The 21,601-nt window shown below is 72.3% G+C and carries 24 protein-coding genes and 1 riboswitch; of the genes, 10 read left to right on the top strand and 14 right to left on the bottom strand.

The window, feature by feature from the left end:
- Positions 1-5: 5 nt before the first annotated feature.
- From ASF37_RS08275 to ASF37_RS08260, 4 genes are all read right to left on the bottom strand, one after another.
- Positions 6-455: a hypothetical protein gene (locus ASF37_RS08275; protein ID WP_056579842.1), complete on the bottom strand. Its 450-nt coding sequence runs from the start codon at positions 453-455 to the stop codon at positions 6-8.
- A complete protein-coding gene (locus ASF37_RS08270; protein WP_055963573.1) occupies positions 452-688 on the bottom strand; it encodes a hypothetical protein in 237 nt (78 codons plus the stop codon). The genes ASF37_RS08275 and ASF37_RS08270 overlap by 4 nt, the downstream gene beginning before the upstream one ends.
- Positions 685-2,565 carry a hypothetical protein gene (locus ASF37_RS08265; protein WP_156367955.1) on the bottom strand — a complete coding sequence of 627 codons (1,881 nt, stop codon included), beginning with the start codon at positions 2,563-2,565 and terminating at the stop codon, positions 685-687. Before ASF37_RS08265 ends, ASF37_RS08270 begins: the two co-directional genes overlap by 4 nt.
- A gap of 130 nt (positions 2,566-2,695) precedes the next feature.
- Positions 2,696-2,896, bottom strand: a complete 201-nt coding sequence (locus ASF37_RS08260; protein WP_055963570.1) for a cold shock domain-containing protein — start codon at positions 2,894-2,896, stop codon at positions 2,696-2,698.
- Between the two features lie 261 nt (positions 2,897-3,157).
- On the opposite strand from ASF37_RS08260, the gene ASF37_RS08255 reads away from it, so the two are divergent.
- Positions 3,158-3,562 carry a DUF4870 domain-containing protein gene (locus tag ASF37_RS08255; RefSeq protein WP_055963566.1) on the top strand — a complete coding sequence of 135 codons (405 nt, stop codon included), beginning with the start codon at positions 3,158-3,160 and terminating at the stop codon, positions 3,560-3,562.
- Positions 3,563-3,704: 142 nt separating this feature from the next.
- Here the strand turns inward: ASF37_RS08255 and ASF37_RS08250 are convergent, their stop codons facing one another.
- Positions 3,705-3,986, bottom strand: a complete 282-nt coding sequence (locus ASF37_RS08250) for a ubiquitin-like small modifier protein 1 (RefSeq protein WP_055963564.1) — start codon at positions 3,984-3,986, stop codon at positions 3,705-3,707.
- Positions 3,987-4,034: 48 nt separating this feature from the next.
- Positions 4,035-5,342, bottom strand: coding sequence for a threonine synthase (gene thrC / locus ASF37_RS08245; RefSeq protein WP_369815232.1), 1,308 nt, complete (start codon positions 5,340-5,342; stop codon positions 4,035-4,037).
- 16 nt (positions 5,343-5,358) lie between these two features.
- A riboswitch (SAM riboswitch) is annotated at positions 5,359-5,484 on the bottom strand.
- A 217-nt stretch (positions 5,485-5,701) separates the two neighbouring features.
- Between thrC and ASF37_RS08240 the strand changes: the two genes are divergently transcribed.
- Positions 5,702-6,076, top strand: a complete 375-nt coding sequence (locus tag ASF37_RS08240; protein WP_156368145.1) for a hypothetical protein — start codon at positions 5,702-5,704, stop codon at positions 6,074-6,076.
- 51 nt (positions 6,077-6,127) lie between these two features.
- Here ASF37_RS08240 and ASF37_RS08235 read toward each other — a convergent pair whose 3' ends face one another.
- A complete protein-coding gene (locus ASF37_RS08235) occupies positions 6,128-6,712 on the bottom strand; it encodes a TetR/AcrR family transcriptional regulator (protein ID WP_055963558.1) in 585 nt (194 codons plus the stop codon).
- Positions 6,713-6,802: 90 nt separating this feature from the next.
- On the opposite strand from ASF37_RS08235, the gene ASF37_RS08230 reads away from it, so the two are divergent.
- The gene (locus ASF37_RS08230; protein WP_082482036.1) at positions 6,803-8,275 is read left to right on the top strand and encodes an MFS transporter; all 1,473 of its coding nucleotides are present in this window, start codon (positions 6,803-6,805) and stop codon (positions 8,273-8,275) included.
- Between the two features lie 7 nt (positions 8,276-8,282).
- On the opposite strand, the gene ASF37_RS08225 is transcribed toward ASF37_RS08230, so the two are convergent.
- The 4 genes from ASF37_RS08225 to ASF37_RS08210 are packed head-to-tail and all read right to left on the bottom strand — an operon-like array spanning position 8,283 to position 10,477.
- Positions 8,283-8,744: a hypothetical protein gene (locus tag ASF37_RS08225; protein WP_235499971.1), complete on the bottom strand. Its 462-nt coding sequence runs from the start codon at positions 8,742-8,744 to the stop codon at positions 8,283-8,285.
- Between the two features lie 10 nt (positions 8,745-8,754).
- Positions 8,755-9,570: a trehalose-phosphatase gene (gene otsB, locus ASF37_RS08220; protein ID WP_055963551.1), complete on the bottom strand. Its 816-nt coding sequence runs from the start codon at positions 9,568-9,570 to the stop codon at positions 8,755-8,757.
- Positions 9,571-9,600: 30 nt separating this feature from the next.
- Positions 9,601-10,167, bottom strand: a complete 567-nt coding sequence (locus ASF37_RS08215) for a LytR C-terminal domain-containing protein (protein WP_056579838.1) — start codon at positions 10,165-10,167, stop codon at positions 9,601-9,603.
- Positions 10,168-10,180: 13 nt separating this feature from the next.
- Positions 10,181-10,477 carry a DUF3263 domain-containing protein gene (locus ASF37_RS08210; RefSeq protein WP_055963545.1) on the bottom strand — a complete coding sequence of 99 codons (297 nt, stop codon included), beginning with the start codon at positions 10,475-10,477 and terminating at the stop codon, positions 10,181-10,183.
- A 74-nt stretch (positions 10,478-10,551) separates the two neighbouring features.
- On the opposite strand from ASF37_RS08210, the gene ASF37_RS08205 reads away from it, so the two are divergent.
- Both ASF37_RS08205 and ASF37_RS08200 read left to right on the top strand, forming a co-directional pair.
- Entirely contained in the window at positions 10,552-11,628 is a 1,077-nt protein-coding gene (locus tag ASF37_RS08205; protein WP_082506445.1) for a Gfo/Idh/MocA family protein, read from the top strand.
- Positions 11,629-11,718: 90 nt separating this feature from the next.
- Positions 11,719-13,176: a trehalose-6-phosphate synthase gene (locus ASF37_RS08200; RefSeq protein ID WP_056556226.1), complete on the top strand. Its 1,458-nt coding sequence runs from the start codon at positions 11,719-11,721 to the stop codon at positions 13,174-13,176.
- A gap of 3 nt (positions 13,177-13,179) precedes the next feature.
- Here the strand turns inward: ASF37_RS08200 and ASF37_RS08195 are convergent, their stop codons facing one another.
- Positions 13,180-13,887, bottom strand: coding sequence for a GAP family protein (locus tag ASF37_RS08195; protein ID WP_056556230.1), 708 nt, complete (start codon positions 13,885-13,887; stop codon positions 13,180-13,182).
- A 272-nt stretch (positions 13,888-14,159) separates the two neighbouring features.
- On the opposite strand from ASF37_RS08195, the gene ASF37_RS08190 reads away from it, so the two are divergent.
- Both ASF37_RS08190 and ASF37_RS08185 read left to right on the top strand, forming a co-directional pair.
- A complete protein-coding gene (locus ASF37_RS08190) occupies positions 14,160-15,491 on the top strand; it encodes an MFS transporter (protein ID WP_056579836.1) in 1,332 nt (443 codons plus the stop codon).
- On the top strand, positions 15,484-16,920 hold the full coding sequence (locus tag ASF37_RS08185) for an aspartate aminotransferase family protein (protein ID WP_056579834.1): 1,437 nt from the start codon (positions 15,484-15,486) through the stop codon (positions 16,918-16,920). Before ASF37_RS08190 ends, ASF37_RS08185 begins: the two co-directional genes overlap by 8 nt.
- Before the next feature lie 45 nt (positions 16,921-16,965).
- Here the strand turns inward: ASF37_RS08185 and ASF37_RS08180 are convergent, their stop codons facing one another.
- Positions 16,966-18,165: an MFS transporter gene (locus ASF37_RS08180; protein ID WP_055963531.1), complete on the bottom strand. Its 1,200-nt coding sequence runs from the start codon at positions 18,163-18,165 to the stop codon at positions 16,966-16,968.
- A 99-nt stretch (positions 18,166-18,264) separates the two neighbouring features.
- Here ASF37_RS08180 and ASF37_RS08175 point away from each other — a divergent pair, with 99 nt between their 5' ends.
- Positions 18,265-18,975, top strand: coding sequence for a uracil-DNA glycosylase (locus tag ASF37_RS08175; protein WP_056579832.1), 711 nt, complete (start codon positions 18,265-18,267; stop codon positions 18,973-18,975).
- Positions 18,972-20,123, top strand: a complete 1,152-nt coding sequence (locus ASF37_RS08170) for an AI-2E family transporter (RefSeq protein WP_055963524.1) — start codon at positions 18,972-18,974, stop codon at positions 20,121-20,123. Before ASF37_RS08175 ends, ASF37_RS08170 begins: the two co-directional genes overlap by 4 nt.
- Before the next feature lie 154 nt (positions 20,124-20,277).
- Here the strand turns inward: ASF37_RS08170 and ASF37_RS08165 are convergent, their stop codons facing one another.
- Positions 20,278-20,568, bottom strand: coding sequence for a WhiB family transcriptional regulator (locus ASF37_RS08165; protein ID WP_055963520.1), 291 nt, complete (start codon positions 20,566-20,568; stop codon positions 20,278-20,280).
- A 116-nt stretch (positions 20,569-20,684) separates the two neighbouring features.
- Between ASF37_RS08165 and ASF37_RS08160 the strand changes: the two genes are divergently transcribed.
- Positions 20,685-21,581, top strand: coding sequence for a MerR family transcriptional regulator (locus ASF37_RS08160; RefSeq protein ID WP_056556241.1), 897 nt, complete (start codon positions 20,685-20,687; stop codon positions 21,579-21,581).
- The last annotated feature ends 20 nt before the right edge of the window (positions 21,582-21,601 follow it).

The following is a 21,601-nucleotide window of genomic DNA, read 5'->3' as shown; positions in this document are numbered from 1 at the left end:
ACGGGTCAGGGCCGGACGACGAGCTGCACGATCACGGCGTGGGTGGCGTGCGACTCCACCGCCACCTGGCCGGGGCGGTCGATCGTGAACGTCCTCGACGTCTCGTCACCGGCCTCGACGTCGATGCTCACCTCCGGGTCGGAGTGCACGTGCACCTCGTCGGCGACCTCGGCCGTGACGTTCAACGTGATCGGCTCCCCGACCTCGACCTCCACCCGCTCGCCCTGCGGCGTCGGGCCGTCGGCGGAGATGGTGACGTCGACGACCACGCCAGGATCGGCACTCACGTCGGCACTCTCCTCGGCCGACGGGGACGCGCTCGCGCTGCTCGGGGCAGCACTGGGGGCGTCCGTGCCCGGGTCCGGGTCTCCGCACCCGGCGAGCAGCAGCCCGGCAGCCACGGTCGTCACCAGGGCGGCGGTCAGCCGCGCGGTCGTGGTCGTGGTCGTCCTCATGTCGGGTTCCTCTCCTCCCCGTCGTCGGGGGTCTCGCCGGCGTCGGGCTCGAAGGCCCGGTCGATCAGGTCTCGTTCGCGCTGCTCGTCCTGGCGGTCCTTGCGGGCGATGTAGAGCACCACCCCCACGACCACGATCGCCGGCACGAAGGCGGGGATCGCGACGAGGGCGGCGTGGTGCGCCCACAGCACCTCGCCGTGGGCGACCCCGAGGACCGCCGGGTCGGGGGTCACGCCGTCCCGGCTCCGCTCCCCTGGTCCAGGCCCGAGCCGCCGCCCGGGCCGTGCTCCAGCTCGTCGCGCCGACGGCGTCCCTCGCGGGCGATGGCCCCGGAGACGCGCGCCACGGCCACGCTGATGCCGGCCAGGATCGCGAGGCTGCAGATCAGGACCACGAGGTTCGCCACGCCCCACATCCACGGCGAGGTGTCGAGCTCGCGCTCACGCTGCAGGATCTCGATCTCCGGGACGAACTCGCGGGTCATCTGCGACTCGACCGGGACCTCCTCGGCCCCGAGCGCCTCGTCGGCCGGCAGGAAGATCGGCGCGGCGGTGAGCATGCGGCCGTCCTGCACGCGCAGCAGCGTCTTCCAGGTGCCGCCGATCGGCATGGGCTCGGTGGTCTCCCACGAGTCCGGGCCGGTGCGCCTCAGCGACTGCGTGACGACGCCGGCGCCGCCGCCCTGCCACGCGGTGATCTGCACCCACGTCGGGTTCTCGTCGACGAGGCCCTCGGTGGTGGTGACCTCGACCATGATCTCGGGCTGGGCCTCCGTGCCGACCTGCTGGACGGCGAACGTGGCCTCGGCGTTCTCGGGCACCGTGGCGTTGAGCCCGTTGCCGACGGCCACGGACGTGACGACGATCGACCCGACCACGATCGAGCGGCCCACCCAGCGGTTGCTCGGCAGGCGGCCGTCGAGGCCCATCGCGAACAGTGCGCCGCACAGACCGGCGCCCAGGGCCACGGGAACCACGGTCACCAGGCTCTCGAGCCAGATGTCCTGCGGCCACGGGAACTGGAAGACGGCGTCGTTCCAGAACTTCTCGATGACGGTGCCGACCGTGCCGATCAGCAGACCGCCGACGGCGCCGAACACGAGCGGCTTGTCCTTCAGTCGGCTGAGCGCCAGCAGCTCGATGATCAGGGCGCTGCCGAGGTAGAGCGGGAACACGTGCGACGCCTGGCCGAAGACGTCGCCCACGATGAACGAGACGACGCCGCGCGTGATGACGAAGAAGAACGCCGCGAACAGGGCCGCGCCCGGACCGGCGTACAGCCGCGCGGCCACGAGGGTCAGTGCGGCGGCCGCAGCGATCATCAGCGGCGCGAAGACCATGCGGAACTGCGCGATGCCGAAGTCGAACTCCGCCTGGAAGACCGACAGGCCGATGAGGAGGCCGCCGAACGCCATCGAGAGGGTCAGCTTGTGCAGCGTCCGCGCGCCGTGGTTGTCGGCCGAGCGCTTCCACTCCTCGGAGAACTCGGCCTCGCGGTGCAGCAGGATGATGCCGGCCGTCGAGAGGCCGGCGCCGCCGATCAGCATGAGGTGCGTCGGGCCCCAGAGCGTGACGTCCTGGCCGAACAGGCGGTGCCACACGTCGTCGAGCGGGAAGCCGATGAGGGCGTAGAGCCCGCACGCGGCGATGAAGATGCCGGCGACGGGGGCGTACCAGCTGCGGGTGATCCGCACCGACGCGATGCCGGGACGCTGGCCGTCGCGCGGGAACACGATCGCGCTCATGCCGGCGATGAACAGGGCGAAGAGCCCGTAGAGGATCAGGTAGTGGGCGGGGTTCGCGAGCGGGCCCTCGTCGCGTCCGCGACCGGCGTGCAGGCTCACGTCCCACAGGAACCCGAGCAGCGCGACGACGAGGGAGCTGGCCACGAACAGCGAGGGGATGGACGCCCAGCCGGGCTCGCCGGTGCGCTCGTGCAGGCGGTCACCGAGGGTCTGGAACCACTCGATGCGGTGGGTGCGGTGGGCCCAGGCGATGGCGACGAGGACCGCGGTCACGAGGCCGGCCCCGACGCTCAGTCCGATGACCTGGTCGAGGGCCGCTCCGCCCACGGGGGCAGGCTCTGCGGCGACGAGGATGGCGGGGAACATTCCGGGAGTATGTCAGCGCGCCATGTGACACCGCAAGTGTCAGATGAGGTGCGTCACACCGGGGCGCTCGACGTCGACGAGCGTCCGGTGCGCGTGGTCACGACGGGCAGCGACGGCGCCCGTCACCGGGTCAGTGCCCGACGACCTCCTGGGCCTCACGGCCCTTGGGGCCGTCGACCACCTCGAGCTCGACCGCCTGGCCGTCCTCGAGCGTCTTGTAGCCGTCGGACTTGATCTTGGACCAGTGGACGAAGACGTCACCCTGGCCCTCGACCTCGATGAAGCCGTAGCCCTTGTCGGCGTTGAACCACTTGACGGTGCCCTGCACCATGACGAACTCCCACCTGGTGACGCGATCGAACCACCTGCCCGGACCGATCTGACGCCGAGCCTATACGCGCCGGTCGCGGCGCAGAAGAGCGCGGTTCACCCGCTGGTCACCCAGCCCGTCGACCGGCCTGCGACACCGCCCTCGGGATGGACCCCGATCGACCCTGACCGCACCCTGGCCGCACCCCGGGAACAGGGTGCGCTGCTCGGTCGGCGTGCTTCAGTGGAGGCACACGAACATCGATCGAGGAGCTGGACTCTCATGACCGCCTATCCCCACGAGCCCGCGCCCGGCCAGGGCACCGGGCAGGGCGAGCCCCTGTCCGACGACACCCAGCGCAGCATCGGCGTCATCGTGCACGCCGTGCCGGCGGCCGCCCTCGTGCTGAGCGCAGGCACCCTCGGCTTCGTGGCGTCCCTCGTGATCTATCTCGTCTATAAGGACCGTGGCGAGTACGCCCGCCGCCAGGCGGCCAACTCGCTCAACGTCCAGATCACCACGGGCATCCTGCTGCTGCTCTCGCTCCCGCTCATGCTGGTGCTGATCGGCTTCGTCACCTACGGGATCGTCATCGTCTGGGCCGTCGTGCTGCACGTCGTCGGCGCGGTGCGCGCCAGCAACGGCGAGTGGTGGAACCCGCCGCTCACCCCCCGCTTCGTCCGCTGACGCGGCTCGGAGATTCCCAGGTCGACCTGGGAATCGCCCGGCACGCACGGCTTCCTCACGTCTGCACGGGTTGCTTCCCGTGCGGGCGTGAGGTCTCCGTGCGCCGGTGCGCCTGTTCGGCTGCCCACCCGCAGGACGAGGATCAGGCGCAGCCGCCGGCGACGGCGGGGATGATGCTGATCTGCGCGCCGTCCTTGACGGGGGTCTCGAGGCCCTGGGCGAAGCGCACGTCCTCCTCGGCCACGTACACGTTGACGAAGCGGCGGAGCTTGCCGTCCTCGTCGACGATGCGGGCCTTGATGCCGGCGTAGGACGACTCGAGCGAGTCGAGCACCTCGGCGAGCGTCGCGCCGTCGGCCTCGACCTTGGAGGAGTCGCCGGTGTAGCTGCGCAGGATGGTGGGGATGCGGACGGACACGGACACGGTGGTCTCCAGTCGATCGAGGGGTGAGGGGCGGGAGCGGTCGTCGGCTCAGGCGAGGCCGGAGGCGACGAACGCGTCGTACGTGGGGGCGATCGTCGCGGCCGGGCCGACGCGGCCCGAGACGGCGTCGAGGGTCTTGAGCCCGTGGCCGGTGTTGATGAACACCGTCTCGAGGTCCGGGTCGAGCTGCCCGGTCTCGACGAGCTTCTTCAGGACGGCCAGCGTCGTGCCGCCGGCGGTCTCGGTGAAGATGCCCTCGGTACGCGCCAGCAGCACGATCGCGTCGCGGATCTCGTCGTCGCTGACCTGCTCGACGGCGCCGCCGGTGGCCCGCGCGATGTCGAGCACGTAGATGCCGTCGGCGGGGTTGCCGATGGCGAGGGACTTGGCGATCGTGTCGGGCTTGACCGGGCGGATCGCGTCATGACCCTCGGCGAACGCCGTGGCCACCGGGTTGCAGCCCTGCGCCTGGGCGCCGAAGACCTTGTAGGGCTTGTCCTCGACGAGGCCGAGGTCGATGAGCTCCTTGAACGCCTTGTGCACCTTGGTCAGCTGCGAGCCGGAGGCCACCGGGATGACGATCTGGTCGGGCAGGCGCCAGCCCAGCTGCTCGGCGATCTCGTAGCCCAGCGTCTTGGAGCCCTCGGCGTAGAACGGTCGGACGTTGACGTTGACGAACGCCCACCCGTCCTCCTCGCCGGCGATCTCGCTCGCGAGCTTGTTGACGTCGTCGTAGTTGCCCTCGACGGCGACGAGGTTGTCGGTGAAGACGGCCGAGTTCACCTGCTTGGGCGTCTCGAGGTTGCTCGGGATGAACACGACGGTGCGGATGCCGGCGCGCGCCCCGGCGGCGGCCACGGCGTTCGCGAGGTTGCCGGTCGACGGGCACGCGAAGACCTTCGCGCCCAGCTCGGTGGCGGCGCTCAGGGCGCACGCGACGACGCGGTCCTTGAAGGAGTTGGTGGGGTTGGTGCTGTCGTCCTTGACCCAGAGCCTGGTCAGGCCCAGCTCGGCGGCGAGGTTGCGCGCCTCGAGCAGCCGCGTGAAGCCGGGCTCGGTGTTCGGGCTGGACTCGATGTCGTCGGGCACCGGCAGGAGCGCCTTGTAGCGCCAGATGTTGCGCGGGCCGCTCTCGATCTGCTCGCGCGTGACCGTGCCGAAGTCGTAGTCGACCTCGAGCGGGCCGAAGCAGTCGTCGCACGCGTAGTGCGGGCCGAGCGGTCGCGTGGCGCCGCACTCGCGGCAGACGAGCCCGGTGGCGGACCCGAAGGCGCCGTCGCGCAGCGAGCCGCGCTGGGCGACCTCGGCCTTGTCGACGTCGGATGCCGCGGACGTGGTGGACGGGGCGGTGGTGATGCTCACGAAAGCCTCCTGGTCATCTTTCCCGACCTCTCTGGTCGGGACGGAATGAGCACCTGGCTCCGGTGTCCTGGGTGGACGGTGGAGCTGGTTGCTGGGGCGTCGTCGGGCCGTGTCCCTGTACCCCTCTGGATGAGCAGGTCCAGCGTAGGCAGGCGTCTCACCATGTGTCCAATTGGTCCGCGATGCGAGACGCAACGGTCCACGGAGCGGGCGTCCACAGATCGAGCCGCAGGCGAGCGCGCCGCCCGTGGTCGTCCACAGCCGTCGGCGCAGCCGGGCGTCGCGCCGGCCACGAGGGCCATGTCCCGTCGACCGCACCGGACCGACCGGTGCCGACGTCGGAGGTCTTCACCATGCCGCTCACCATCCGTCCACTCCGCACCCGTGCCGCCACGCTCGTGGCTGCGCCGGCGCTCGCCGTCACCGCCGGACTGCTGAGCAGTGCCGTCCTCGCCGACCCGCCGTCCAGCCGGCACCGCCTGCCGGGGCACACGATCGTGGCCGTGGAGGGCGATGCCGAGAACGGCTTCAGCGTGTTCCGACTGGACGGCAGCAGCGAGCACCCGCCGACGCTCTCGGAGTCGACGGCGGAGTGCCACGAGTACGACGACCCCACCGACGTCGCGGTGTGCGTGGCCGAGGTCGAGACCCGCCTCGAGGGGATGGCCGACGTGCAGCTCAGCCTGCGCTGGGCAGCGGGGCGTCGCGGGGGTCCCGGCCCTCGGTGAACCGGGCGCACGCGTGACGCACGGGACCCGACCCCGGTTCCCGCGGCAGGCCTAGGAGGCCTCGGTGAGCGAGTCGGCGACGTCGCCGAACACGCAGTCGGTGAGGGCCAGCAGCGCGGGGTCGCCCGTCACGTGCTCCGGGGCGCCGATGGCCAGCATCACGTTGATGAGCATGCCGTGGGCCACGAAGTCACGGGCCCGGTCGTCGTCGATCCCGGTGCCGCGGACGACCTGGAAGATCTCGGTCATGCGCGACCGCGCGAACGCCCCGATCTCGGGATCGGTCGCGGCGGCGAACCCGTGGACCATGAGCTGCAGGGCGTCGCGGTCGCGCAGGACCAGGTCGGCGTAGGCCTGGCCGAGCGGCGAGAGGCCCTCCTCGGAGTCGGGGTCGATCACCTGCGTGGCGATGACGTGCTCGAAGGCGTCGATGATGCGACGGGTCGCGCGGTCGAACACCTCCACGAACAGCTCGAGCTTCGTGCCGAAGATCCGTACGACGTAGGGCTGCGAGACGCCGGCCTCCTTGGCCACAGCGTCGGTGCTGGTCCCGGCGTACCCCGTCCGGGCGAAGGCGCGGGTGGCGGCCTCGAGCACGAGCTCGCGGCGGGCGTCGGCACTCATCCGGGGGGTCATGGTTGACAGGTTATCACCCGATTACTTAAAGTCGCCACAAGTAATCATTCGATGCCTTCTACGTTCGGTCCCCTCCCCAGGAGCACTCCCATGACCACCGACACCCTCGACTCCCCCGCCTCTGCCCCACCGCCCACGGGCACGCCGTCGGCGACCACGACCTCCGCGCGCCGACGCACGGCGCTCGCCCTCACGGCGGCCTCGTTGCCGATGTTCATGGCCACCCTCGACAACCTGGTCATGACGAGCGCCCTGCCGGTCGTGCAGTCCGACCTGGGCGCCACCGACACCCAGCTGTCATGGTTCATGAACGCCTACACGCTGCCCTTCGCGACGTTCATGCTCGCGCTGGCCGCCGTGGGCGACCGCCTCGGACGACGACGCGTGATGCTGGCCGGCATCGGCGTCTTCACGCTCGGGTCCGTGGCCGCCGCGCTGAGCGGGTCGGCCGAGGCCCTCATCGCGGCGCGGGCCCTCCAGGGCGTCGGCGCCGCGGCGATCGTGCCGCTGTCGCTCACGCTCCTCGTCGCCGCCGTGCCCCCCGCGGCGCGAGCGGCCGCGATCGGCATCTGGAGCGGCGTGGCCGGGCTGGGTGTCGCCGTCGGACCCGTGATCGGCGGCGCCGTGGTCGAGGGGCTCAGCTGGCAGGCCATCTTCTGGATCAACGTGCCCGTGGCCCTGGTCGCCGTGCCGCTGCTCCTGCTCGCCACCCCGGAGTCGCGCAGCTCCGCGCCCGGACGCCCCGACGTCGTCGGCACGTTCCTGCTCGGTGGTGCGGTCTTCGCAGGTGTCTGGGGCATCGTCCACGGCAACGACGACGGGTGGTCCTCCGCCGGGGTCGTCGGCACCCTCGTGGCCGCCTCGGCCCTCGCGCTCGGGTACCTGACATGGGCCGCACGGCTCGACCGATCCACCCGCCCGGGTGACGACGCCGTCCTCCCGCTCCGCCTGTTCCGTCGCCGGGCGTTCAGCGCGGCGAACGTCATCGGCCTCATGTTCAGCCTCGGCATGTTCGGCAGCGTGTTCCTGCTGTCGCAGTACCTCCAGGTCGTGCAGGGCTACTCACCGCTCGAGGCCGGTCTGCGCACGCTCCCCTGGACCGCCGCACCCATGGTGGTCGCCCCGATCGCCGGAGCACTCGTCCCCCGCCTGGGCGCCCGGTCGCTGCTGGTCGTCGGGCTCTCCCTGCAGACCGTGTCGCTCGTGTGGTTCGCATCGGTCGTCGAGAGCTGGTCGGGCTACGGCGACCTGGTGGTTCCCCTGGTCCTGGCCGGCGTCGGCATGGGCCTGACGTTCGCCCCCATGTCGACCGCCGTGCTCGACGGACTGCCCGACGACGACCTCGCGATCGCGAGCTCGGCCAACAACACCGTCCGCGAGTTCGGCGTGGCGCTCGGGATCGCGGTCATCGTCGCGGTCTTCCAGGGAGCCGGCGGCTCGATCTCGCCGCAGGGCTACGACGGGGCGATCGGTCCGTCGCTGCTCGCCGCCGCGGGCGCGGTCGGCGTGGCGCTCGTCGCCGCGCTGTTCGTCCCGGGCCGGCCGGACCGGACCGTCGGCTGAGCCCTGCTCACCGCCCGTGCCGACGCCGACGTCGAGTCTTCACGGGCGGGTAGCCGCCGTCGTCCAGGCCCGCGAGCCGCTCGAATGGGTTGTACGACGAGTGGTCGCCCGCGACCACCCAGGAGAACCCGGCCGCCAGCAGGTAGAGCGGCACCATGACCGGACCGACCAACCAGGCGTACTGGGTGACGTGCCGGTCCTCGTGCTGCAGGAGCCGGGGCCGGTCGCGCAGCCAGGCGTGGTCGTGGGTGCTCACGACCACGGAGCCGAGCGTGAAGGCACTCGCCACCGGGAAGCGCCATCGGTAGCCGCCCGCCAGGTAGGTGCCGCGCCCGTGCCGCTCGATCGTGGCGCCGCCCAGCCACGCGACCACGAGGCCGGCCACGGTGCTCAGGTTGACCCAGTTCAGCACCGTCCGGACGCGCGTCCACGGCGTGTGGACCGGCAGGCGCTCCCCGGGGATGCTCACGGCGCAGCACTCAGGCGTCGAGGGCGTCGGCCCAGGCCGTGAGCCACGCTGCGACGCCGTCGGGTCCGGGCAGCACCACGTCGGAGCGACTCACGAGCGCGTCCTGCTCGCCCGACGCCGACGCCACCAGGACACCGTCGCCACCGCTGCGGCGCAGGTGCTCCACCGCCTCGAAGGCCGGCAGGTCGCCCAGGTCGTCGCCGACGTAGACGACCCTCCGCAGGCCGGTCGTCTCCACGAGGTCGCGCAGCGCGACCCCCTTGTCGGTCGCGTGACCGCGCAGCTCGAGCACCTGGCGGCCCGGCTCGACCTCGAGGTCCAGGTCCGCGGCGAGCGCCCGGAGCGGGCCCTCGAGCTCGTGGATCAGGTCCGCGTCGATGCCCCGCGTGTGGATCGCGACCGCCAGGCCCTTGTCCTCGATGCGGACGTGCCCTGCGCGGTGGTCGGCGAGCCACTGGGGAAGCATCGACGCCAGCCGCTCCACCGAGTCCGGACGGTCGGGACGCTCGAGCACGTCGACCTCGGCGTCCCACCGCTCCGCTCCGTACTGCCCACAGATCACGAGCCGCTCGAGGCCCGCGAGCCCACGGAACCCGCTGAGGGTCAGCGCCTGCTCGACCGGACGGCCGGTGACGATCGCGACCTGCCCCAGCACGTGACCCAGACGGGCGACGGCCGTGACGGCGTCGGGGTGCGCGAAGGCCCGGGTCGGGTCGTCGACGACGTGCGAGAGGGTGCCGTCGAAGTCCAGTCCGAGCAGGATCTGCCGGGGGTCGACGAGCAGCGACGCCGGGACGTCGGGCGTGGGGTGGTCTGCCGCGGGCACCCGAGCATCATCGCAGCCGCGGAGCGCGACTCAGGAGACGGGACCGACCAGCACGATCGTGAGCCGCTGGCCGCTCATCCCGTTGACGATCGGGGCCACGGCCTGGATGCCGAGGTCGTCGGCCAGCTGCCGCGCCTCCGCCTCGCGGCCCTGCGGGTAGTGCACGGTGTTGGCCGCCGAGTAGCCGCGCCAGTTGCCCACCGCGCCGACGGTCCAGCCCTCGGCGGTGACCCGCTGGGCCACCGTGCGGGCCAGGCCCTGGGTGCGCGACGCGTTGAGGACGGAGACCTGGATCGACGACCGGTCGACCGCGGGCTCGGTGGGCTCGGGCTCGCTGGTCTCGGTGGGCTCGGGCTCCGGCGTCTCGCTGGGCTCCGGCTCGGTCGTCTCGGTGGGCTCCGGCGTGGGCGTGGCGGACGGCTCGGACGCAGCAGGGCTCGAGCTCGCCGACGCGACCGGGGCGTCGTCGTCGGGGCCGGTGACCAGGAGCCAGGCGAGCCAGGCTCCTGCCAGCACGACCACCCCGCCGACCGCGAGGAGCGCCCAGGTGGGCAGCACGAGCGCCCGGCGGGTCACCGTGCGGCGGTGGTCGGACACCCGCGACCGCGACTCAGAGATCGATGCCGAGGCGGCGCGCCGAGCGACTGCGCTGGCGCTGAGCACGCAGACGACGCAGACGCTTGACCAGCAGCGGGTCGAAGGCGAGGGCGTCGTCGCTGTCGATGAGGGCGTTCAGCAGCTGGTAGTACCGCGTGGCGGACATGTCGAACTTCTCGCGGATGGCCTGCTCCTTGGCCCCGGCGAACTGCCACCAGAGCCGCTCCATCGACAGCATGTCGAGGTCGCGGTCGGTCAACGTGCTGCCCGGACGTGCCGGGTCGTGGCTCGACTGCTCCACTGCGCTCATGGCGTCACCCTAACCCAGGAATGACAGTGGTGTCATTCGCTTCGGCGGACTGCTGCTCTGGTATGCGTGGAGGCATGGCCGAGTCCCCCAGCAGCATCCAGCCCAGCACCGACCTGCCCAGCACCGACCAGCGCGCCGCCGCGGCCGTCCCCGCCGACCGGCCCCTGCGCTGGGGCATCCTCGCCACCGGACACATCGCCGGCAGCTTCGCACGGGACCTGGCCCTGCTGCCCGACCACGAGGTGGTGGCCGCGGGCTCGCGCGACCGGACGCGGGCCCAGACCTTCCTCGACGAGCACGGCACGCCGACGGCCCGCGCGTACGGGAGCTACGACGAGCTCGTGGCCGACCCCGACGTCGACGTCGTCTACGTCGCGAGCCCGCACAGCCGCCACCTCGAGGACGCGCTGCTGTGCCTCGACGCCGGCAAGCCGGTGCTGTGCGAGAAGGCCATGACGCTGGACGTCGCGAGCGGACGCGAGCTCGTCGCCCGCGCACGCGAGACGGACCTGTTCCTGGCCGAGGCCATGTGGATGCGCACGAACCCCGTCATCCGCGAGGTGAAGCGGCGCGTGGACTCCGGCGCGATCGGAGAGGTCGGCGAGCTCAGGGCAGCCCTCGGGTTCGCGGCCGGCCCGGACGTCGCACGCCTGTGGGACCCCGAGCTCGGGGCCAGCGCGCTGCTGGACATCGGCATCTACCCGCTCACCTTCGCCCACCTGGTGCTCGGCCACCCGCACAGCGTCACCGCCGCCGGCGCGCTGCACGCGCGCGGATTCGACGTGGCGGGAGGGGCCACGCTGGTGCACGAGGCTCGCGGGTCCGGTGGCTACCAGCCCGTCTCGAGCATCGCGTGGACGCAGCTCGCCCAGTCCGACAGCACGGCCTCGATCGCCGGCACGGACGGACGGATCGAGATCGACGGCCGCTTCCACCACCCCACGTCCTTCACGCTCGTGCGCGGGGACGAGCGTGAGCGGATCGACGTGCCCGTCACCGGACGCGGGTACGCCCACGAGGCCGAGGAGGTCGCGGCCTGCCTGCGGGACGGACGGACCGCGTCGGCGCTGCTGCCGCTCGAGGCCACCCTGCAGATCCAGGAGCTGATGGACACGATCCTCGAGCAGATCGGCACGCACGCTCATCGGTGACCAGCCAGTGCTGACCGGCCAGCGCTGACGGACCCGGCCCGCCCGGCGCGGTCGACGGGCGCGGTCCCGCCGCTCGCCTAGGGTGGAGCCATGGCGGCAACGGCGGACTTCGTGGTGATCGCCAACCGGTTGCCCGTGGACCGGGTGGTCCAGCCCGACGGCAGCACCACCTGGCGCACCTCCCCCGGCGGCCTGGTGACCGCCCTCGAGCCCGTGATGCGCCGCAACGGCGGAGCCTGGATCGGGTGGCACGGCGCTCCCGACGAGAAGCTGCGGACCTTCGAGCACGACGGCATCACGCTCGTCCCGGTGCACCTCACGAGCCAGGAGTACGAGGAGTACTACGAGGGCTTCTCCAACGGCACGCTCTGGCCGCTCTACCACGACGTCGTCGCCCCGCCGGAGTTCCACCGCGAGTGGTGGGACTCCTACGTCGAGGTGAACCGGCGCTTCGCCAAGCGGGCCGCGAAGGTCGCTCGCAGGAACGCCGTGGTGTGGGTGCAGGACTACCAGCTGCAGCTCGTGCCGCAGATGCTCCGCGAGCTCCGGCCCGACCTGCGCATCGGCTTCTTCCTGCACATCCCGTTCCCGCCGAACGAGCTGTTCCAGCAGCTGCCGTGGCGTCGCTCGATCCTCGAGGGCCTGCTCGGTGCCGACCTCGTCGGCTTCCAGCTGCCCGGCGCCGCGCAGAACTTCGTGCGGCTCGTGCGGCAGCGCGTCGGCAACAAGACCCACCGCGACACGGTCTACCTCGACGACGGCCGGATCGTGACGGCCCGCGCCTACCCGATCTCCATCGACTCCGCCGGCTTCGAGGAGATGGCCCGACGACCTGAGGTGGCGGCCCGGGCCGCGGAGATCCGCGAGAGCCTCGGCAACCCGCGCTGCGTGCTGCTCGGCATCGACCGCCTCGACTACACCAAGGGTCTGCGGCAGCGGCTCCGCGCCTTCGGCGAGCTCATCACCGAGGGCTCCGTCGACGTCGAGGACGCGGTGTTCGTGCAGGTGGCCACGCCGTCGCGCGAGCGGGTGGGCCAGTACAAGATCCTGCGCGACGACATCGACCGGCTCGTGGGCCGCATCAACGGCGACGTCGGCCGCATCGGCGCCCAGCCGATCACGTACCTGCACGCGTCGTACCCGCGCGAGGAGATGGCCGCGCTCTACCGGGCCGCCGACGTCATGGTCGTGACACCGCTGCGCGACGGCATGAACCTGGTGGCCAAGGAGTACGTGGCGTGCCGCTACGACGACGACGGCGCGCTGGTGCTCAGCGAGTTCGCTGGCGCAGCGGCCGAGCTGCGCCACGCCTACCGGGTGAACCCGTACGACATCAACGGCCTCAAGGAGGCCCTGGTCGAGGCCATGCAGGCGCCCGAGAAGGAACGCCACCGCCGCATGAAGGCCATGCGCAAGCAGGTGGTCGAGAACGACATCGACACGTGGGCCAACAGCTTCCTCGACGACCTGCGCAACGTCAGGCGCACGCACGACAAGACGCCCCGGCCCGCGCGGAGCAACCCCGAGACGAGCACGCGTCGGCGCTGACGGTCAGCCGAAGAGCCGGTCGAACGCGTCGATGCCGACGAAGAAGCCGACGATGCCGATGACCCAGCTCATCATCGAGCCCGTGCGCGCCGACATCCAGGCGTCGGCCCGCTCGAGCCACGGCTCCACGAGTCGGGAGGCCGCGACTCGGAGCACGAGGAGGACGAGGGCCGGCAGCACCATGACGAGCACGTAGCCCACGAGCACGAGCAGCTGGACCGGACGGTCGACGTCGGCACGCGAGAGCAGGCCCATGGCGGCCAGGTACGGGAGCATCGTCGCGACCTCGAGCACGGTGGCCACGAGCGCGATGCCCATGGTCGTGCGCACGGGGACGCCCTCGCCCTGCAGCGCCGCACGCCAGCGTCTGGCGCGCGGACTCGGTCCGGACTGCTCCTTGGCCTTCTTCTCGACGCGGAAGCTCCAGAGGAACAGCCCCACGCCCACCACGAGCTGGGCAATCGTGAGCGGCCGGTTGTCCGCGAGCGCTCCACCGAGGTCGGAGGCCGCCTCCACGGCGACGTCGATGCCGAGGAGCAGCAGGACGCCGACCGCGTAGTAGAAGACCACGACGGTCCCGAGGAACAGCAGCACCCGCCCCGGCCGCACTCGCGGCGCGAGCAGCATCCAGAGCGGGATGAGCAGCGTGCCGAAGCTGGTGCTGTCGACCAGCGCGAGGCCGGCCAGGCCGGCGAGCTCCGCCCACGTCATGCGTTCCCCCTCCCGCGCGCCACGTCGCGCGCCCCACGCCGACCGTGCCACATCGCATCGCGTCACGTCATCTCGCCCACCGTCCCGCCGTGCCGGCCGAGTCCGCGCACCCTGCACGGGTGATCGGAGGCACGGAGATCTCACACCCGCACGGAGAGCAACCCGTGCAGGGGTGAGGAATCCGTGCGGAGCGGGAGATTCCCAGGTCGACCTGGGAATCGTCGAGACGCGTGGGACCGCCGGTGGCCCCGGCCTCGCCTAGCCTGACCGCCATGACGTCGACGCCGCTGCCCCCGCGGGTCCGGCGCGGCTACGCGCTCGGCAGCGTGGCCACGGGCACCTTCGGCACGGTCCCGGGACTCCTCCTCCTGCCGTACCTGACCGACACGCTCGGCATCGCCGCCGTCGTCGCCGCGGTGATCGTCTTCCTGCCGAAGGCGTGGGACGTGGTGCTCAACCCGATCGCGGGGCGCATCAGCGACGCCTCGACGCACCCCCAGGGCCGACGCCGCCCCTTCCTGCTGCGGGGCGGGCTGCTGCTGGCGGTGTTCTTCGCGCTCATGTTCGCCGGACCCACGGAGCCGTCGGTGCTGGCGGGCGCCTGGGTCGTGGTGATGTTCCTGGGCTGCGCGAGCGCGTACGCGTTCTTCCAGGTGCCGTACGTGGCGATGCCGGCGGAGATGACGTCGGACTACGCCGAGCGCACCCGCCTGATGACGTGGCGGGTCGCGGTGCTGGCGCTCGCGATCCTGCTCTCCGGCGCCACGGCTCCGATGGTGGTCGACGCCGTGGGCGACGGCGACTCCGACGCTGCGGGGTACCGCGTCATGGGCGTCTACGTCGCGGTGCTGCTGGTGCTCGGCGTCGTCGGTGCGTGGCGCGGCACCCGCGACGCACCCCGGCTCGACGTCGCGCCACCGGCAGGCGGCCTGCGCGAGCAGCTCGCCCTCGTGTCCGGCGACCGCGACTTCCGTGCACTGCTCGGCTGCTTCGTGCTCCAGGCGCTCGGCATCGGCGCCATGCTCGCCGGCGTCGCGTACGTGGCGGACGAGCTGTTCGACTCCGCGGCCGCCTCGACGTTCCTGTTCGCCTCCTTCGTGGGCCCGGCCCTCCTCGTGACCCCGCTCTGGGAGCGGTTGTTCGCCGGGCGTGGCAAGCAAGCCGGGTACACCGTCGCCACGCTGCTGCTCGTCGTCGGCGCCCTCGGCCTGCTCGCCGCCCGTGACGCCACGGCCCTCGTCGTCTACCCCGCCGCCGCCCTGGTCGGCACCGGCTACGCCGGCGCCCAGGTGTTCCCGATGGCCATGCTGCCCGACGTCGCCGCCCGGGACGCCCGGCGCAGCGGGCAGAACCGCATCGGCGTGTACACCGGCGTCTGGACCGCCGGCGAGACGCTCGGCCTCGCACTCGGCCCAGGACTGTTCGCCCTGGTGCTCGCGGTCGGCGGGTACGTCTCGTCCACGGGCGGGCAGGACGTCGCGCAGCCCGACTCGGCCCTCACCGCGATCACCCTGGGGTTCTCGCTGGTCCCCGCCGCGATCATCGCGCTCAGCCTCCTGCTGCTGCGCCGCTACCGCCTCGACGAGGAGCTCGCCCGTGCCTGACTCTTCCCCCAGCCATCCCACTCCCGAGGCCGTCATCGCCGAGCTCGAGGAGCTGCGCGCCGGCGACCTGCCCACGCACGGCGGCCGCACCCTGGCGTACGTCTACGACTCGGGCATCGCCGAGGCCGACGAGCTCGGCCGCCGGGCGCTCGCGATGTACGGAGCGACGAACGGGCTCGACCCCACCGCGTTCCCGAGCCTGTTGCGCATGGAGCGCGACCTCGTGACCTTCGCGCGCGACGCGCTGCACGGACCGCCCGAGACGGTCGGCACCGTCACGTCGGGCGGCACCGAGTCGATCCTGCTCGCCGTCAAGGCCGCGCGCGACGCCTCGCCCGTCGACCGCCCGGCCATGGTCGTGCCCACCACGATCCATGCCGCGTTCCACAAGGCCGCCCACTACTTCGGGGTGGAGCTCGTGGCGGTCGACGTCGACCCGCGGACCCGTCGCGCCGACGTCGGCGCGATGGTCGAGGCGATCGACGGGCTCGGCGAGCGCGTGGTGCTCGTGGCGGTGTCGGCGCCCTCGTACGCCCACGGCGTCGTCGACCCGGTTCCCGAGATCGCCACGGAGACGTCGGCGCGAGGCCTGCGGCTCCACGTGGACGCCTGCATCGGTGGCTGGGTCCTGCCGTGGGTCGACGACGCTCCGGCGTGGGACCTGGCGGTCCCCGGCGTCACCAGTGTCTCGGTCGACCTGCACAAGTACGCCTACGCGCCCAAGGGCGTCTCGCTGCTGCTGTTCGCCGACCCCGCACACCGGCGAGCGCAGTTCTACGCGAGCGCCGACTGGCCCGGCTACACGATGCTCAACTCCACCGTGCAGTCCACCAAGTCCGGTGGGCCCCTCGCGGCGGCGTGGGCCGTGGTCCGCTACCTCGGCGCCGACGGCTACGCCCGACTCGTGCGCCAGACGGTCGACGCCACCCGCGCGCTCGCCGACGGCATCGGCGGCATCGACCACCTGCACGTGGTGGTGCCGCCGGACTCGACGCTGCTGTGCGTCGGCGCCGACGACGCGCTCGACGTGTTCACGCTGAGCGACCGCATGCTCGCCCGCGGCTGGTTCGTGCAGCCGCAGATGTCGTGGCGCGACGAGCCGGCGACGCTGCACCTGACGATGTGCGCCGCCACCGCCCCGCAGGTCCCGCAGCTGCTGGAGGACCTCGCCGCCGCGACGGCCGACGCGGTCGCGGCCGGTCCGGTGACGGTGGACGCCGAGCTGCGCGCCGTGGCCGAGTCCCTCGACCCGGCCACGCTGGACGACGCGACGTTCGACCTGCTCCTGCAGACCGCGGGCCTCGGTGACGGCAGCGGCGAGGTGTCCGTGCCGCAGGAGATGGCGCCGGTGAACGCCCTGCTCGACGTCGCGCCCCCGCGCCTGCGCGAGGCCCTGCTCGTCGCGTTCCTGGACCGCCTCACCCGGTGAGACATGGACCGGGGTCCGACCCCAGGGAACGCCGACCCGGCACATTCAGGACGACGACCCGCGCCGTGCGCGGAAGGCGAGGGAGAGCACCAGGGCCAGCGCCGTGGCGGTGACGGTCACCGCGAACGCCGGGGTGTGGCCGCCGAGGTCGGCGAGTCGGCCCGCCACCGTCGAGCCGAGCGCGTACCCGATGCCTGTGGCACCGGCGAGCAACGTCATGGCGGTGCCGACGCGCTCGGGCTCGACCACCGATCCCGCCATCGCGAAGTTGCTGATCATGTACGGGGCCACCGCGAAGCCCAGCAGGGCGATCACGGCGACGAGCTGCCCGATGGTCTGCACCAGGAGAAGCGGCACCGACAGGACGAGCAGCGCGGACGCGGACGCGACCATGCGCGTCGGGTAGCCGATGCGCTCGGGCAGGGCGGCGATCGCGAGGCCGGCGATCGCGCTGCCGACCCCGAGCGTCGCGTGGATCAGCCCGGCCTGGCCGGGCTCGCCCGCCGCGGTGGCCAGCACCGTGGACCCCGTCTGCGTGGCACCGAACAGCATGCCGATCAGCATCTGGGCGAGGGCGAGCACCACCAGGACCCCGGTGATCACGGGCGCGTCGGACCGGACGGCCCCCGGTTCGGGTCGGGTGAGCGCGGCGGTGGGGTGGAGTGCGAACCACGACCCGAAGGCCACGAGCAGCCCCGCAGCCACCAGCAGCGCGTCGCCCGGGGCCACCACGACCGCCAGCAGCCCGACCGTGGCGGGGCCGAGCACGAAGGAGACCTCGTCGGCCGCTCCTTCGTAGGAGAACGCAGCGTCGACGAGCCGGCGCTGGTCGGGAGCGCGACGGGTGATCGGCTGCCACCGCACGCGAGCCAGCGGACCGATCTGGGGCGTGGCGAGCCCGGCCAGGGCCGCCACCACGATGATGGCGGCAGGCGACGCGTCGGACTGCGTCGTCCACACGATCGCCGCGAGTCCTGCACCTCCGGCCCACGACTGGGCGAGCACGACGGGACGCTGACCGATGCGGTCCGCCAACGACCCGAAGAACGGTGCACCGACGGCGTTCGCCACGGCGAGGGCACCGGCGGCCGCACCGCCGAGCGCGTAGCGACCCGTGGCCCCACTGACGAGGAGCAGCGTGCCCATCTGGCTCATGGCAAGCGGAACTCGCCCGAGGAAGGCTACGACGACGTAGGCGGGCCCGACGATCCGCAGCAGCGTGCGGTACGCGGTGATGGCTGACACTGCGCCCCAGAGTCTAGGGCGCGCCGTTCTCGGAACGCCATCGCCCTCACGACGTCGCCGGACGGGCGACCACGTCCCGATCCTGCCTAGGGTGAGGCCATGCCGAAGTCGTTGCACGAGCTCGTCGCACCCGACTGGGCCGAGGCGCTGGCGCCGGTCGCCGACGACGTGACCCGGATGGGCGAGCTCCTGCGGGCCGAGACCGAGGCCGGCCGACCGTGGCTGCCCCACGGCGACGCGATCCTCCGTGCCTTCCAGGAGCCGCTCGCCGACGTGAAGGTGCTCGTCGCCGGCCAGGACCCGTACCCGACGCCCGGTCACGCCATGGGTCTGTCGTTCTCGGTCCACCCCGACGTGCGCCCCCTTCCCCGCAGCCTCGCCAACATCTACACCGAGCTCGAGGCCGACCTGGGCATCCCCCGCGCGCCCCACGGGGACCTGACGGCGTGGTCGGAGCAGGGCGTCCTGCTGCTCAACCGGGTGCTGACGGTGGGGGCCGGCGCCCCGGCCAGCCACCGCGGGATGGGCTGGGAGCGCGTCACGGAGCAGGCGATCCGGACCCTCGTGGCCCGCGACCGGCCGCTCGTCGCGGTGCTCTGGGGGCGGGACGCCCAGAAGCTGCAGCCCCTGCTGGGCGACACCCCCGTGGTCGCGAGTGCCCACCCCAGCCCGCTCTCCGCATCGAGGGGGTTCTTCGGCTCGCGGCCGTTCAGCCGCGTCGACGCGCACCTCCTCGAGCTGGGCAGCGCACCCGTCGACTGGCGGGTCCCGCCGATCCCACCGACCGCGGCGCCTACGCTGCAAGGATGAGCACTCCGACCGTCCGCGATCGCGCCGTGGTCATCGACCAGGCGTTCGCCGTCCTCCAGCGGTGGGGGCTGCGCCTCGTGGTGCTGGCCGCCGCCGTGTACGTGCTCGGCTGGATCGTCGGGCACCTCTGGATGGTGTTCTTCCCGCTGTCGCTGGCCCTGCTCGTGGCAACCGTCCTGGCGCCCCCGGTCACCTGGCTGCGTCGGCACAAGGTGCCGAGCAGCCTGGCCGCGGCCCTCGTCATGATCGGCTTCATCGCGGCGATCGTCGGTGCGATCGCGGTGCTCACGCCCCAGGTCGCAGGTCAGGCGCCGGCCATCGCCTCGCAGGCCTCCGACGGCCTGCAGCGGGTGCGCGACTGGCTCACCGACGGACCGCTGCAGCTGTCCGACGGACAGATCACCCGCGCCATCAGCGCCGTGCAGGACAAGCTGCAGGAGAGCGCCGCGGCCATCAGCTCGGGCATCTTCTCGACGTTGAGCGCCGCGACGAACGCCGTCATCAACCTGGTGCTGGTCCTGATGCTCACGTTCTTCTTCGTCAAGGACGGCCACCGCTTCCTCCCGTGGCTGGCCACGCTGGGCGGCCGCCGGGCCGGCGAGCACGCGACCGAGCTGCTCGGCCGCACCTGGAACACCCTGGGCGGGTTCATCCGCACCCAGACCCTGGTGTCCTTCATCGACGCCGTCATCATCGGCATCGGTCTGACGATCCTGGGCGTGCCGCTCGCGATCCCCCTCGCGGTCATCACGTTCTTCGGCGGCTACATCCCGATCGTCGGCGCGTTCGTCAGCGGCATCCTCGCGGTGCTCGTGACGCTGGTGACGAACGACTTCAAGGCCGCCGTGATCGCCGCACTCATCGTGCTGGCCGTCCAGCAGCTCGAGGGCAACGTCCTGTCGCCGTGGCTGCAGGGCAAGACCATGAACCTCCACGCCGGGGTCGTGCTGCTGTCGGTCACCGCCGGCGGCACCCTGTTCGGGGTCACGGGCGCGTTCCTGGCCGTGCCGGTCGCGGCGACCACCGCCGTGCTGCTGCGCTACATCAACGAGCAGATCGACGACGGCGTGGACCCCGAGGCTCCACCCGAGGACTCCCACGCCGCGGCACTGCTGGCCGAGGGCAAGGTCGCCGACGACGCGGACTGACGTCGGCGCGACCCCGTCGCACCTGGTCCGTGGAAGCCGAAGAGCCAACCCCGCAGGTCGGGGTTGGCTCGTCAGTGCTGTTCTGAGCGGTCGATCGCCTTCGCGGGCCCGTCGCGCCGGCCCGTCGGCCAGGCCGGATCGTCAGGCTGCGTCGTCAGGCTGGGACGTCGGCGGAGCGCTGCAGGATCGCGGTGCGCTCGTGCTCGGTCAGTCCGCCCCACACGCCGTAGGGCTCACGCGCGGCGAGGGCGTGCTCGCGGCACTCGGTGATCACGGGGCAGGTGCCGCAGACCGCCTTGGCGGCGGCCTCACGGTCGCGACGTCGCGAGCCGCGCTCGGCGTCGGGCGAGAAGAACCGCGCCGACTCCAGGCCCTGGCACGCGCCCTGGTACTGCCACTCGTAGACCTCCTGCAGCGGAAGCGGCAGGTTCTTGAGGTTCGCCATGATGGGCTCCTTCGCTGCATGGGGAGTGAGATCGGGGGTCGATCTCGGGGTTGTTCAGAACGTACCCCGAACTTGTTCAGGTTGGCAAGCGGGTGAACAAGTTCTATAGTTGAGGCATGACACCGCCCGATCCGAGCACCGCGCAGCGGCAGGAGATCCTCCTGTCCGTCGGTGAGGTCGCGGCTCGTCTCGGGGTGCCCGCCTCCACGTTGCGCACGTGGGAGCGCCGGTACGAGCTCGGCCCCACCGCCCGCAGCAGTGGTGGCCACCGCCGCTACGACGCCACCGACGTCGAGCGGCTCGAGCGCATGAACCTGCTCATCAGCAGTGGCCTCGGGCCCGCGGCCGCGGCGCGCGCCGCACTCAGTGGCGACCCCGTCGAGGTCGACGGCGACGCCGCCGACTTCGGTGACGCCATCGTGGCCGCCACCCGGGCGTACGACGCCGAGGGCTTGCGCACGCTTTTCACGCGCAAGCTGGAGGATCTCGGCACCCTCCACGCGTGGAGCGACCACATCGCGCCGAGCATGCGACGCATCGGCGACGAGTGGTACCAGGGCAACATCGGCGTCGACGGCGAGCACCTCGTCAGCGACGCGCTGCACACCGCCCTGCGGGCCCGCTTCGCCGCCCGACGCCTTCGGCACCAGGACCACCGCCCCGTTCTGCTGGCCTGCGCCGAGGACGAGCACCACGTCCTGCCCCTGCTCGCCCTGCAGTGCGCCCTCGCCGAGGAAGGCGTCGGCTGCCACATGCTCGGCCAGCGCACGCCGTTCAGCGCCATCTCGGCCATGACCCTGCGCCTCCGACCCGCGGCCGTCTTCCTCTGGGCCTCGATCGTGCACTTCGACGCGGGCGCCCTGTCGTCGGTCGTCGACGCCGCCGGCGACCAGTCCGAGCTGATCCTCGGCGGGCCGGGGTGGAGCGTCGACAGCCTCCAGGTCGCGACCGACCTGGCCGAGGCCGTCGCGGCCGTGAAGAACGCCATCGCCCTGCACCCCGTCGACGCGTGACCGGCGCCCCTCCCACCGTT

Origin of the sequence: Aeromicrobium sp. Leaf289 (assembly GCF_001423335.1) — a bacterium.
GTDB lineage: Bacteria > Actinomycetota > Actinomycetes > Propionibacteriales > Nocardioidaceae > Aeromicrobium.
The sequence above is the reverse complement of the archived record's forward strand: the minus strand, read 5'-3'. Positions and strand labels throughout refer to the sequence as shown.